Source organism: Alkalihalobacterium sp. TH-98, from assembly GCF_057473385.1.
In genome coordinates, this window is record NZ_JBYCKM010000014.1 from 92,589 (window position 1) to 106,809 (window position 14,221).

The following is a 14,221-nucleotide window of genomic DNA, read 5'->3' on the forward strand; positions in this document are numbered from 1 at the left end:
CGCACTCCTTTTCGTTTGTACTAACAAGATTTAAACTACCGAATCTTATTACTTTAAAACTTATTCAAATGTACCCTTAACAAGGACCTCGCCTTCCCACATCATCTTTTGCCCTAAAGCAATAACGGACTCTATGTCATACGTTTCTTGATCGAGGAGAACGAGATCGGCATCCCTTCCTGCTTCAATATAACCCTTCGTAGTAAACTTTAATATATCAGCCGGATTAGAAGTGATTACTTTTATTGCTTTTTCAACTTCTATTTTTTCATTAAGAATTGCATCTCTTACCTCTTTGTATAAGGACGTCACTCTACCGACTTGTAATCCGATAAACATGCCATTTTCATCAAACTCTGGTAAGCTGGCTTGTCCATCAGAAGTAAAAGTTATTTGCTCCAGCGGGACTCCGGTTTCTAGCATTTCCTTTAAACCTTCACTGCATTTCACTTGACCTTTCGTCACTTTTTTCTCAATACTCGAAGTTGTAAAATCGACATACCCACCGTTTTTAGCATAATTAATTCCCGCCTCAAACAACTTCCGATTGCGGTTAATATGAGTAGGTAAAAACTGTCGGATTGGAATATCTGTCTTTTCAACAACTTCTTCTATTAAAGAGAGCTTTGAGGAACTATCACCGATATGAACATTTACAATTCCAGCTTTTCCAGACAGCATTCCTGCGACTCGCGCCTGAGAAGCAATCTTAGCTAATTCCTCATATGTAGGTTGCGAGGAACGATGATCAGCGATTGCAATTTCTCCAGCGCCGATGATTTCTTCTATTAAAATAATATCATCTTCTACACTTCCAGTTAACGTTTTAACAGGGACCTGGTAAGAACCCGTCTGGATAAAACAGGACAGCCCTTCTTCTTTTATACCTTTGGCTTTGGCCACAAGACTTGCCATCGTTCGTGTTGTTCCGTCTGTCCCAATGACCCCCACTAAAGTTGTAATTCCGCCTTTTATTGCATCTGAAAGTTGAAGCTCCGGCGTTCGAGTGCGATAACTACCTTCTCCGCCTCCCCCCATAATATGAACATGGTTATCAATAAACCCAGGAACAACAAGTTTTCCTTCAGCATCCAATACCTCTACATTAGGAAGCCCTTCTACATTTATGTCGTCATCGATTGCACCGATTCGTCGATCGACGATTAAAATATCTTTTTTTCCTTGATACTCGGGACTATACACCGTTCCATTTTTTATAAGCTTAATCATCCGTACCACCCTCTCTTTTTTGGTCAAAAGTTATATGTATATAAATTCTATTTTGCAATATTATTCTTTATTTTACAAAGATTTAATTAGTTTGTATTAGCTCTTACTATTAAATTGCATTTACCTCTCCTTTTAGAAAATGAAAAAGCCGACAAAAGTCTGTACTAGAAGTATCGTTTAAAATTTAAACACGACAACTTCAATAGTACATTTCATTAAGCCGGCTTTTCATTATCTTATTTAAAATTTTTTTCTCAGGCTATTTTCTTTTCAAGCGCTCACGCTATGCATGGCTTACAATCCAAAATCATGAGCAATAATCTTTGAGAAAAGACTTTAATTACGATGGTTTAAAAACAGTGCGTACCCGCTCAAGTGCCCAGTCTAATTCTTCTTGAGTGATTACAAGGGGTGGGGCAAAACGGATGACATTTTCATGCGTTTCCTTACAAAGCAGCCCTAGTTCTTTAAGCTTTTCACAATAAGGTCTGGCAGGAACCGTTAATTCAATTCCAATAAATAATCCTCTTCCTCTTACCTCATGAATGTGAGGATCGTCAATTTTTTGCAGTTCATTTAGTAGATACTCACCTAAATTGGCCGACTTTTCAACTAAGTTTTCTTCTTCAAGTACTTCTAAAGATGCGACTGCAGTAGCACACGCAAGTGGATTTCCACCAAATGTTGAACCGTGAGAACCTGGATTGAATACGCCTAATACGTTTTCATCACCCGCAACAGCCGAAATTGGCATTACTCCCCCACCTAGTGCCTTTCCTAATATATACATATCCGGGTCAACCTTCTCCCAGTCACACGCAAACCACTTACCTGTTCTTCCTAATCCTGTTTGAATTTCATCAGCGATAAATAATACATTTTCTTGTTTACACAGTTCATAAGCTTTTAATAAAAATCCTTCAGGTGGAATATTAATTCCTGCTTCTCCTTGAATTGGTTCAACAATAAATGCCGCTGTATTTTTTGAGATTGCACTTCTTAAGGCTTCTAAATCACCGTAAGGGACTACTTTTATTCCAGGAAGCATTGGACCAAAGCCTCGTTTGTATTCTTCACTAGATGACATTGATACTGCTGTCATTGTACGACCGTGAAAATTTTCTTCACAAACGATAATTTCAGCTTGATTGTCTTCAACACCCTTCACATCGTATGCCCAACGTCTTGCAGCTTTTACAGCTGTTTCAACTGCCTCTGCTCCTGTATTCATCGGTAATACCATTTCTTTTCTTGTTAAGGCAGTCACCTTTTCATAAAAATCTCCTAACTTATCATTGTGAAAAGCACGTGACGTAAGGGTAATCCGATCTGCTTGATCTTTTAATGCTTGTATAATTTTCGGATGGCGATGTCCTTGGTTTAGCGCAGAGTACGCACTTAACATATCCATGAAGCGATTGCCTTCCGGGTCTTCAACCCACACACCCTCACCTTTTGCGATGACAATCGGAAGTGGATGATAATTTTTAGCACCGTATTTTTCCGTCTTTTCAATAATTTCTGTTGTTCTAGTCATTTTCAATTCCTCCATTCCTTGATCATTTCTACTTTTACTTATTGCAAAAATTGTGCCAACTATACAGTATTTTAAGTCAGTTATAAAGCTGATTTTTCTTTTCATAATCACAGAAATATTTTTTTTTGCACATTATTTTGTTTATTAATTTTTCATGCAAAAAATATTTGCTTGTAAATCAAGGATCTTCTATACTTTTACATAGTAGGAGAGGGTGAGAAACTATGGAGCAAGATCGTTCTAACATCAATCATGAAAAGCTATTAAAAATGTTGACCACTGTCATTCAAGAGTTAGATGTTGGTATTCATGTTGTAAATAAAAACGGGGAAACGATTTTATATAATCATAAAATGTCAGCGATAGAGTCGATGAATGCCCAGGATGTGATTGGGAAGAACATTCGAGACGTTTTTCAGTTTCCTCATCAACAGACGAGTACTTTACTTCAAGCTTTAGAAAAGAAACAAACAACTAAAAATGTGAAACAACAATATTTCAATAATAAAGGCGAGGAAATCATCACAATTAATCATACGTATCCCTTTCTTTACAACGATAAACTTGAAGGTGCTTTCGAGATTGCAAAAGACGTAACAAAGATTGAAAAACTAATTCGCCAAAACAGACAAAACCAAAACACACGCTATTCTTTTGATAGCATTATAGGTACGAGTACAGCGATTAAAGAAGTAATTGAAGATGCCAAGAGGGTTACACGTACGCCTTCCTCTGTTCTAATTACTGGTGAAACAGGTACTGGAAAGGAAATATTTGCTCAAAGTATTCATAACGGAAGTGACCGTGCAGATCAACCTTTCATATCGCAAAACTGTGCTGCGCTGCCTGATAATTTGATTGAGGGGCTCTTATTTGGGACAAAACGAGGTTCGTTTACCGGTGCTACAGATCATCCAGGATTATTTGAACAAGCACATGGTGGAACGTTATTGCTTGATGAGATTAATTCTTTAAATCCTAATCTTCAAGCCAAGCTATTACGGGCGATTCAAGAGAAAACCATCCGAAGAGTCGGTGATACGAAAGACCGTACAATCGATGTTCGAATTATTTCGACCATTAATGAAGATCCAATCAATGCGATTGCAGAAGGACGTTTACGTAAGGACCTTTATTACCGCCTAAGTGTCGTTTCATTATTTATCCCCCCGTTGCGCGAAAGATTAGAAGATATTGAACCGTTAATGAAACACTTTATTGAACTTTATAACTATAAATTCCACATGAATGTTAAAGGGATTGCTAATGATACGCTCCAACATTTATACAACTATGATTGGCCCGGAAATGTCAGGGAGTTAGAACACATGGTCGAAGCTGCTATGAATTTAATGATGGATGAGGAAGAAATAACACTGACCTATCTGCCCAGAGTATTCCAACAGCGGTTTCTTTCACAAAACCAGACACAGGCTAAAGTAGAAGCAGCTAAGCCGGTAGATATTCACCTTAATACAGGTCTACCCTTAAAAGCCTATTTAGATAAAATAGAAGAACAATACGTCAACTCTGCTTTATCAGAGCATGATGGCAATATTTCTAGAACGGCCGAAGCATTAGGACTCAGCCGCCAAAACTTGCAATATCGAATCCGAAAGTTTAAAAATAAACAAGTATAGGCGTAAGTGACTCGAACACGTAAATGAGTGAGGAGTACAGATTTACGATCTGCCTTCTCATTTTTTGTTAAAGGAGTATCGTTGATTGTTTCGAAAGCCAAGGCTACCTCCTTTGAAAGTGCTCTATTCATGGTTACTGAATTTCCCTGAATTTTTCCCTCTTGCGCTCACCATTCCTCGCTTTTCGTTCACGCTTTCTCCTAATTTTTCCTTCTTGCGCTCATCATTCCTCATTTTTAGCTTCTAACGTTACTTTGAAAAAAAGCCCCTCAATGCAAATGAAACATTTTGCGGGCGCTCGGCTAACCTTCTCATGAAATAGCCGTACCAATCTTTCCCGTAGGGTACATAAATTCTCATTGTGTATCCTTCTTTTGCAATTTGTTCTTGTAGATCTGTACGAAATCCATAAAGCATTTGAAACTCAAATTGGGTCATCGGGATTTTTTCTTCGTTACAAAAATCTTTTACCTTCTGAATAATCTTGTGATCGTGAGTTGCAACCGCAGTATAACTCCCGCTTCGTAAATGCTGTTTAATGATCTTTAAATAATTCGCGTCAATTTCATCTTTCTTCTGAAAAGCCACTTCAGGTAATTCTTTATAGGCACCTTTTACGAGCCGCAGATTTACTCCCTGTAATTTTTTCACATCATCTGACGCTCGGTATAAATAGGCTTGGATAGCTGTTCCTACTAATCCATCATACTCTTTTCTTAAGCTTTCAAGAATATCTATCGTTTGTTGGCAGTGCGAATAATCTTCCATATCAATTCGAACAAAAATTTTATGCTTTTTTGCATAGGTTAAAATGGTTTTCATATTTTCATAGCAGAGCTGCGTTTCAACATCTAAACCGAGTTGTGTTAACTTAAGCGAAAGATTACAGTTCACACCTGTTTTAGCAATTGCATTTAACGTTCGAATACAGAATTCAGTGGATTCAGCAGCCTCCTCTTCTGTTTTTACGAATTCACCTAAATGATCGACGGTACAAACTAACCCCTTTTCATTTAGTTCACGCACGACATTCATTGCTTTAGAGATCGTCTCCCCCGCTACAACTTGTGAAGCCCCTAATTTCAGACCCCATTTTCTTGCACCGCGATTTAAAAATTGATTTTTAGAAAGGAACAAAAAGAAGTTTCTCAGTATTACATGCATCATCTGCAAAACCCCTTACTTCTGTTGTCCAATACATTTAGGAATGTTGTATGCAATATATATTTCAATCATATTTCACATATAGCATCATTATGTATTTGGACGATGTAGAAAGGGGTCTTTTTTATTATCATGCGATATCTACTGGAGAGGAACTCTCTGCCGACATCACATTAATTTAATTTTTTGATATGTAGGCTCATCACAAATGACATACAGTTTGGCGTTGTCTGGAACTTCATCTTGCAGGCGTCGAATAATGCTAAAATCATTGGAGTCTGACAATAGGTTAGCACCCATCTGTTTCAACGCTTCAAATGCATCATTGTATGTTTTCCAATTTGATTTTTTTTCGATTTCCCACACATTATCTCCGTACTCCCGGCTCAACAATTGCATAAATACTTTCGTTGATCCTTTATGCAGTGCCGACTTTGCCATCAAATCAGAAAAAGCCTCACTAGATAACACAAATTCATCTACACAGGCATGTTTAAATGTCGGGATATGACTTTCTCTCACAATTTCTACAATCGTATAAATGTCTTTTTTCTTTTTACTCGCTAAGTGCTCTATGGATGAAGCAATCAATAGTGATCTTCCATCAACTGATATTGGGTCATTAATGGTATCGGGAGCAAAGATTAGAACAGAATCTGCTTTCGTAATATTCGCTTTTTCAAGGGTGTCAGAATCAGTCGCATCACCATGGATAAAATGAATTTGTTCTTTGTCATAGGGCGTCACATGGTGAAGGTCAATAATAAGGATATTTGCATTTTCTTTTGCTAATAGAAGTTCATCAATTGTTTTTTGGGCTTTTTGAGACCAACCGATGATGACATAATGGCCACTTCCTTTAAAGCGCAATTTCCCTTCCTCCTTAAGCTTGCGGTACACGCCTATTCCTTCTACCATTTTTCCGATAAATACACCAATTAAAGTTATCCCAAATAAGTATAGAAAAAGAGCAAACCATTTCCCTGCTACTGTTTGAGGAACGAAGTCACCATAACCTGTCGTTGTTATAGTTGTCATTACATACCAAAACCCTAAGAATAAAGTTGGAAAAGTCTCAGGTTCTAAATAATGAACAATAAAGGAGCTTAGAACAATGAAAATAATAGTACCTAGAACTAATGTCAGGTTCTTGATCTTCACAACTATTTTCATTAAGTCGAAGATAAATAACACGCCTCCCACTCCTATCTATAGCCGGTGCCTACTGTAGGGTGCCAGGCACCTTTAGTACAACACAGTGCTAAAGGTGCCTGGCACCGGGTGTTGCGACGGTGTGCACCATGTGGCACCGATGCTTTTACAGGTTTTCGTTTTGTTGTTTAATTTCTTCTCCTGCAATGCCTTGATTCGCTTCTTCTTGTTCTTTATGTTCGTTTACTGAGTCTCCAGCATAGTATGGATTTGAATCCTGTGGTGCATAGCTGCTCACATCGGAACGGACCGAATATTCTTCTCTTTTTGGTGTATCTGTTAATGTTGGTTTATTTGCTGCAATATTCTCTTTCTTCATTTAAAGCACCTCCACATATCGCTTTATTATTTTCCTTAAGGTAGGAATCTCAAATGAAAAAGAAGTTCTATCAACCTTCTTATGTATCACCATTACCTTACATTGGACTTGCAGGTACTACCTTCATTATTATAGTCCCTAAAAGACGTAGAATTATGTACTTTCGTTTATCGGGTATTAGTGTTATGAAGATTCTCTATATAACCACAACTGACTAACTAACACCGAACGCTTGTAATTTGGAGCGTTACTATTTTAGGGAATGCACAAGCCCTTATTTCAATGAAATTCATACTTAAACCACTATTAGAGTACTGAGAAGCTCTTATTTTTATCAAATCTGGTGAAACCGTCTGCTTGTTCAAACAATAAGATCCTCTGAGTGCCTTAAACTGCTCAAAACAGTATTATTGACTCAAATAAGGATCCCTGGAGTCCGTTTCCCCTTTTACAGCAGTCAACTTACTTCAAAAGGAAGCCAAATGCTTTTAAACCACAAAATAAATAGAGGGTAAAATCACATCGATTTTACCCTCTATTTTGTATGTTAATTTGTTCTTTTATTCCTATAGCTCTTACGCTATCTGATTTTCAAAAATCCCTTGTAAATACGTATTTACTCTCATAGCATTTTCATTCAACTGTTCGTTTATCGGTAAACCATACCTTGTCAACGTGACAAATAAGAAATACGCGATAAACTCTGGGTAATCTACCTGACTATTTTCCGCCATAAAAGCTAAAGACCCGGTTAATGACAAGGAAGGTGTGCCATTCACATCTATAACATATACTCGACCATCTTCACCTTCTCGCAAGTCTAAACGAATTAAATCACGTGCTCCAAGTGCTTGAAAAACTTGCATAGCCGTGTCTTTTATCTTTGCGCCCACTGGGGATGCAGCAGGAATAATCTCAAATTCACTACGAGACTGATGCTCCACCATCTTTACTTCTTGACTGCGAACATTAAAGGCTTCAGGAAAAGCAATGACTGGCAGAACGTTCGGTACACCGTTCCCGATCACACCAACCGTATATTCTCGACCCGGTAAGTACGTCTCAGCAAGGATCGGTTGATCACCAATCATCTCCCGCAATTGCTGTAATTTAAATAGTAATTCACTGCGATTTCTAGCAATCGATTTCTCGTCAATCCCAATACTACAACCGCCGCCGCATGGCTTAAGGAACATTGGATATCCTACGACATATTCAACTCGATCGATATTATCGTTATCTTCTTGTATATCACTAAAAACAAAGAAACGAGGAATAGCAATTTCTTTTTGCCCTAACTTTTCATACGTAATATCTTTATTACGGCAAGCTTCCATCGCTTGGACATCGGAATGTGAGTACGGTACACTTAATCCTTCAAGTACCGCTCTAATACTTAATGCACCTGATCCATCATACAAAGTTTCTGGTTCATCCAGAAAACCTTCTGCAATTACAAAAGCTAAATCCGGTTGGTTCACCTGAACTGCTTCTGCTAATTGTTCCTTACTAAATAGATTAAGAGGAATTACTTCCATTTGATAAGATTGAAAAACTGTTGTTAATCGTTGTACTGTCTTAGTAGACGCGCATTCTCTAAATGCCTCTGTTCTTTCCTCATCAGGTACCCAATTATAGACGAATAAAATTCTTAACGTCGTCAATTCCTACTCCCCATTCCAAATATAATTAAAGTTATATAAACAAGAAAATTATACTTAGATAGGTGTCCTTAAGCAATATGAAAATTTACGAAAAAACACGTTTTTCATAAATAAAAAGATTGACAAACAAACTTCTCTAATCCAATGAAATTTAATGTTCGATTTTCTTTTAGTTCCCTCCAGAAATCTCCATTCATTTGGATTTAAAAAAACGTTATCTTCTTATATTCGCCTTCCTGTCAACAAGTTGAAAATAACTAATATTAATGCGATAACAATAAGCACATGAATTATCCCACCGGCTAGTTCAAAAGAAAACCCTAATAACCATAACAAAACGAGTATACCGATTAACGTCCAAAACATATAATCACCTCATAAGTATTTGTGTTAATCAGATACCCGATTGTAAGAAGATTAATCTTCATCTTAAAATATCAGAACTTTCCGCTTAGATTATGAAAAGACTCTGTACTTACCTGATCGTGCCTGTTGAAATAATCCTTACTTCAACATGAGTCGTAACCTCCGTCCGTCTAAACACTTCTTTCCAATTTTCCTTACTCCAACCTCTTGGAGCTTTCACACGGAAGTATTCGCCAAAACCACCAGGATCGACACCTAGCTCTTGAAACTGGCGAACCGTATGAATCACCCGGTCTTCTATTCTCTCACTAATCTTCTCTTCAATCTCTTTTCTTTCTCCTAAACTTGCTAAATCTCTTGCCCCGTCATAATCAACGATACTTCCTCGAACATAAAAATGGAGAAACAACTCAGGGTTTTCTAAATCACCATTTGCTTCTGCACTAAACTTTGTCGCCACAAATTTTAAGATCGCCATCTCTTCTTCGCCTTCCCCGTTTGGTCCAGGAATCATAACGGATATATCAGGTAAGTTTTTTCTTTTCTTCATCGCTTGTACTAATTTAGATTCTTCAGGATCTAACCTCCCTACCATTTTATCACCACTAAAAAGAGCGACATTGGTAATTTTTAACGAATTTTCATTTACAATTTCAAGGTACGGTGCCGAAGGGTCTGATACTTCATCTGTACTTTTATTTATAAAATAATGAATAGTTGTAAACGGACTAAATGCAGTCATTACCCTTGGTTTTAATAACTCATTTAAATAGACGTTGATTTCGGGTTTATCACTATAGTCACGCTTAATCACTTCTTCAGTTGTCCCTTTAACAACCGCAATAAAAATATTCGTCCCTACTTGTGGATCACGGTATAAGTTTTCAAGTACCTTCCATAATCCTACTTTTCTTGCATACTCCTCGCTAAATAAAAGAACACGTAATTGAAGAGGGGACAGTACTTTTTCTGTTAAAGTAGAGATGTCCATAACCGATTGATGCGGCATTCGCACAACCGTTGAGAAGGTTTGAACTTGTTCCTCAGCATCATGTTGAGGTTGGGGCAGGGAGATATTGACTTTTACCCTTTCATCATCAACATAATCAAACCCCATCACACCAATCATCCCAAGATCCTCAATGACGGGCTGTTTAACGTTTGGATCATCACAACCAAATAATAGTCCTGTTAAAAAAACAAGCAATAGACTTGAAAAAAAGAGTTTCATAAAGACACCCCTTTCTCCTTTTCACGCTTAAAGAAGTGAACGATAAGTAAAAATATTGGGAGCAAATGAATTCCATACCCATAGAAAACAGCCCATTGGTCATAAATCACCGTTTGTAAATGAAATGGAATCGGGCCAAGAAATAAGAATAAGCCGATAGCGGCACATACATACAAATGCCATGTACGATTTTTATGTTTAGAAACCAAGGCATCCAACCCTTTTTTCGCAACCCAAAGATAAGCAGACGCTGTTGATAATGCTAAAAACACCCATATAGCGGTCCCGAAAGTTTCAATACGTTCAATGAAAGCTAATTGAACCGCTTGAAATAAATTAAGAACGGGAAATAATAAATTATCTAACTGCCAAGGTGAAAAATAAACGACACTCACTAAAGAAACAGCAACATAAAAAAATACGGCTAACCAAATACCAATGGAAGCATGTAAAAAGGCTTTTTCTTGGTTAATGATATAAGGATAATAAAATAAGATAAGTCCGAAGCCAAACATCGCAGATGCACCGCTATGTAGTGCCTGGAGCCATGCAAACATACTGACCTCAAAGGTGGGTATCGCATGTATCCAATTTCCAGATTGCATCGGCCATTTGAGGTAGTAAATCAACCAAGCTGTGAAAAAAAACGCAAACATACAAAAACGAGCAATCGATTTAATTCCCCCATTCACAATGCAAACTAGAACAATAAAAAATACAACCCCGATCCAAGTCATTGTATACTCTGGCAAGGTTACCGTTTGAACAAGCCTTAAATACCTTTGACTGACAGACGTTAAGGCAACTAATGCATAAAGTAACAAAATGAAGTTCATGACTTTCCCGATCAAAATGCCAAGAAGTTTCTCATTGATATTAAACAATGAATCGTTTGGATATTGCTTACACAAATAAATAATAGGTATGAGCAATAGATTGGCAAGCACTCCAAGCAAAATGGGTACGAGCCACAAATTATATCCCGCTTGACTAATATCATTCGGCAATGAAAATAATGAAATTCCAACCATCGTATTTTGCGCTAGAAATACGACGTGATAAGCATTTAGTTTTTTAAACTTACCTCTATCCATACGACTACTCCTCGTCTAATGGACGAACAAGATCTTTTTTCGCCCTAGATATTCCAGGTCGCTGCATAAAAAAATTTCCAGGTGCACGTAGAATGCTGTTAAATAAATCCGACCATTTTCTAGGAATGATTGGAGTTATAAAAGGTGAACCAAGAGAAGTTAAGTTAGATAAATGATTAAACAACCAGGCTAACGTAAGCATTTGACCAAACATGCCAAGAGCACCCGCTGCAAAAATAAATAAGTAACGAATAAATCGAATGGCATTACTCATCATGAAATTCGCTGGAATAAATGATAATAGAGCAGTAATAGCAACTAGTACAATTAAAATATTACTTGCAAGACCAGCTTCTACTGCTGCTGTTCCAATTACGATCCCGCCAACGATCCCAATCGTCTGCCCAATTTTGGTCGGCATTCGTGCACCAGCTTCGCGAAGAACTTCAATGACTAGTTCAATGACGAGAACTTCAATGACTGGTGGAAACGGAACTTGTGATCGCGATTCTGCTAATAAGGTCAATAATTGCTGCGGGAGCATTTCTGGATGAAAAGTCAAAACTGATACATAAGATGAAGTTAATAATATCGATATAAAAAATCCTGCTAACCTCAAAGATCGTAATAATGAAGCCGTAGTCCACCGGTTATAATAATCTTCTGGGGTGATAAACAACTCAAAAAAAGTAGCTGGTAGTACAGCTGCTTCAGGACTCCCATTCATCATTACTATGACTTTTCCATTCAATAATTCATTGATAACATTATCGGTACGAATCGTCATTCCGAATTGCGGAAAAGGCGATAACGGTTTATCTTCTAGTGCTTGCTTGAGAACAGGCATTCCAATAAAGCCATGGTACTCGATATTTTGCAAGCGGGATAAAACACGTTTCACATTTTCGTCATTCGCAATATTTTCTAAATATAAAACGGTCACCGTATTTTTCGTTTCTGTCCCTAATAACATGGACTTTGATTTTAAATAAGGTGAGCGAATTCTTCGTTTAATTAATGAAAGATTCGTTTGTAAACTTTCTACAAAGGAATCTTGAGGTCCGAGAACGGTCGTTTCATTTTCTGGTGCTGTAATGGAACGTTCGGGAACATTAAAAGTATCAATTGCTATAGCAAGGTTTTCTCGTTCAAATAACAACACAGTAAAGCCACTCAATATATGATGCAGCAGGTTTGGCAGCTCATCTTGTTCAAACGTTTCGAAGTCTTTAAATATCTCTTTGACCTGGCCCGTCTGTTTTTCATCAATAGGGTTAAAAACAACTTGATAAAGCAATGTTGTATCCACGAGTGAATCGAGATAGATTATGGTCGCGGTTTGATCACCAACTGTGATCTCTTTCATGACCAAGTCATCTATATCTTGTAAGCTCTGAGCAATTGCATCCCTACTTATAACTTGTTTCGTATTAGGATTAGCAGCAATTGGATCATGTGGTTGGGGGCCAGCTGATTTTTTTACTTTATTTAAATACCATTTCCAAAACACTCGCGACAAACTCCTTTGTACTTGAGGTCTTTGTTATTTATCCCCACAGGGAACGCTCATTATGTAAAATTCAAGAAAAACCTTTCGGAAATAGTGATACTTTTCATTATTTCAATATATCAATAGACCCTAAAAAAGGAGCTCCACAGTGGATGCTCCTTTCCTACAATTTAGTTAAATGGTTAAACGGCTTTTCTTTTGATACTGAAATAAAAACTCAGTTACACCATCTTCTTCATGGCTGGCGGTAATAAATTTTGTTGCACTCTTAACCTCACTTAACCCATTCCCCATAGCTACACCAATGCCGACATTTCTAAGCATTTCAATATCATTAGGACCATCCCCAAAGGCAGCCGTTTCTTGAGGGTCAATTCCATATTGATCTAATACCCTTTTTAAGCTATGCCACTTGGTTACAGGCTTTTTGGTGATCTCGACACTGGCACCCCAATTAATGATTTGTAACTGCGGGTTGATTTGGTCAGCTAAATCAAGGGCTGTCCTTTGACTTTCAAAGTCAACCATAACCTTTAGTATAGGCTCGTCTTTATCGACATCTTCATTAGCCAACCCCCACATATCAAAGAGAGAGTTCCCTTGTTTGCTGTGGACTTGGTAATTGTACTTTGATGTATGACTAATAATTAGTTCTGCATGATCAGTTACCTTATCATAGACTTCATCCACTAAGTGATTACCAATTGGTTCATCATTAACAACTTGTTGAATTTCACGATCATACACGACTGCACCATTTAGACAAATCATTGGAGTGTTCAGTTGAAGCTGTTGGTGAATAACAGTAGTCATATTAATTGGGCGTCCAGTAGCGAGGATAATTTTTACACCTTTTTCTTTTTGCTCTAATAAATAATCTTTATTCCTTTTAGATACCACTCCACTTTTATTAAGTAAAGTACCATCAAGATCAAGTACAATTGCTTTTAAATCTGGCATATTAATCTCCTTTATCATGTCATGGTGATTACTGTACCTACATTGGACAATATACCAGTTTAATGTAAATGGACTATGAGGTTAATGTTAATGTTTATAAAAATTTAGGAAGGATTGTAAATTCCGTGTTGGTTATGAAGGACCTTTCTGATGCCATTGTGCCTCGCTTTGTCCTTCATCACCTTTATGAAGGACACTTCTTCTGCCGTTCTTCCCTGCTTGGTCCTTCATCACCTTTATGAAGGACATTTCTTCTGCCGTTCTTCCCTGCTTGGTCCTTCATCACCTTTATGA

Annotated in this window: 12 protein-coding genes; 1 reads left to right on the top strand and 11 read right to left on the bottom strand. The window is 37.5% G+C overall.

All coding sequences use genetic code 11. The features are described 5' to 3' along the window. Positions 1 to 60: 60 nt before the first annotated feature. Together iadA and AC2VNP_RS06700 are read right to left on the bottom strand one after the other, a co-directional pair. On the bottom strand, positions 61 to 1,230 hold the full coding sequence (gene iadA / locus AC2VNP_RS06695; RefSeq protein ID WP_486916590.1) for a beta-aspartyl-peptidase: 1,170 nt from the start codon (positions 1,228 to 1,230) through the stop codon (positions 61 to 63). A gap of 340 nt (positions 1,231 to 1,570) precedes the next feature. After that, a complete protein-coding gene (locus AC2VNP_RS06700) occupies positions 1,571 to 2,767 on the bottom strand; it encodes an ornithine--oxo-acid transaminase (RefSeq protein WP_486916591.1) in 1,197 nt (398 codons plus the stop codon). Positions 2,768 to 2,991: 224 nt separating this feature from the next. Between AC2VNP_RS06700 and AC2VNP_RS06705 the strand changes: the two genes are divergently transcribed. Continuing rightward, complete coding sequence (locus tag AC2VNP_RS06705; protein ID WP_486916592.1) at positions 2,992 to 4,407, top strand: sigma-54 interaction domain-containing protein; 1,416 nt, start codon at positions 2,992 to 2,994, stop codon at positions 4,405 to 4,407. Positions 4,408 to 4,656: 249 nt separating this feature from the next. Here the strand turns inward: AC2VNP_RS06705 and AC2VNP_RS06710 are convergent, their stop codons facing one another. The 9 genes from AC2VNP_RS06710 to AC2VNP_RS06750 form a co-directional block, all read right to left on the bottom strand. Continuing rightward, a complete protein-coding gene (locus AC2VNP_RS06710) occupies positions 4,657 to 5,574 on the bottom strand; it encodes a proline dehydrogenase family protein (RefSeq protein ID WP_486916593.1) in 918 nt (305 codons plus the stop codon). A 165-nt stretch (positions 5,575 to 5,739) separates the two neighbouring features. Then, the gene (locus tag AC2VNP_RS06715) at positions 5,740 to 6,765 is read right to left on the bottom strand and encodes a potassium channel family protein (RefSeq protein WP_486916594.1); all 1,026 of its coding nucleotides are present in this window, start codon (positions 6,763 to 6,765) and stop codon (positions 5,740 to 5,742) included. 124 nt (positions 6,766 to 6,889) lie between these two features. Beyond that, positions 6,890 to 7,102: a hypothetical protein gene (locus AC2VNP_RS06720; protein WP_486916595.1), complete on the bottom strand. Its 213-nt coding sequence runs from the start codon at positions 7,100 to 7,102 to the stop codon at positions 6,890 to 6,892. 575 nt (positions 7,103 to 7,677) lie between these two features. After that, complete coding sequence (locus tag AC2VNP_RS06725; protein WP_486916596.1) at positions 7,678 to 8,766, bottom strand: D-alanine--D-alanine ligase family protein; 1,089 nt, start codon at positions 8,764 to 8,766, stop codon at positions 7,678 to 7,680. Between the two features lie 222 nt (positions 8,767 to 8,988). After that, positions 8,989 to 9,132 (bottom strand): lmo0937 family membrane protein, encoded by a 144-nt coding sequence (locus tag AC2VNP_RS06730; protein WP_486916597.1) that lies wholly within the window; start codon positions 9,130 to 9,132, stop codon positions 8,989 to 8,991. 109 nt (positions 9,133 to 9,241) lie between these two features. Continuing rightward, a complete protein-coding gene (locus AC2VNP_RS06735) occupies positions 9,242 to 10,363 on the bottom strand; it encodes a Ger(x)C family spore germination protein (RefSeq protein ID WP_486916598.1) in 1,122 nt (373 codons plus the stop codon). Then, positions 10,360 to 11,457, bottom strand: a complete 1,098-nt coding sequence (locus AC2VNP_RS06740; RefSeq protein ID WP_486916599.1) for a GerAB/ArcD/ProY family transporter — start codon at positions 11,455 to 11,457, stop codon at positions 10,360 to 10,362. The genes AC2VNP_RS06735 and AC2VNP_RS06740 overlap by 4 nt, the downstream gene beginning before the upstream one ends. 4 nt (positions 11,458 to 11,461) lie before the next feature. Continuing rightward, the gene (locus tag AC2VNP_RS06745; RefSeq protein ID WP_486916600.1) at positions 11,462 to 12,967 is read right to left on the bottom strand and encodes a spore germination protein; all 1,506 of its coding nucleotides are present in this window, start codon (positions 12,965 to 12,967) and stop codon (positions 11,462 to 11,464) included. Positions 12,968 to 13,141: 174 nt separating this feature from the next. Further along, on the bottom strand, positions 13,142 to 13,927 hold the full coding sequence (locus AC2VNP_RS06750) for a Cof-type HAD-IIB family hydrolase (RefSeq protein ID WP_486916601.1): 786 nt from the start codon (positions 13,925 to 13,927) through the stop codon (positions 13,142 to 13,144). Between the last annotated feature and the right edge of the window lie 294 nt (positions 13,928 to 14,221).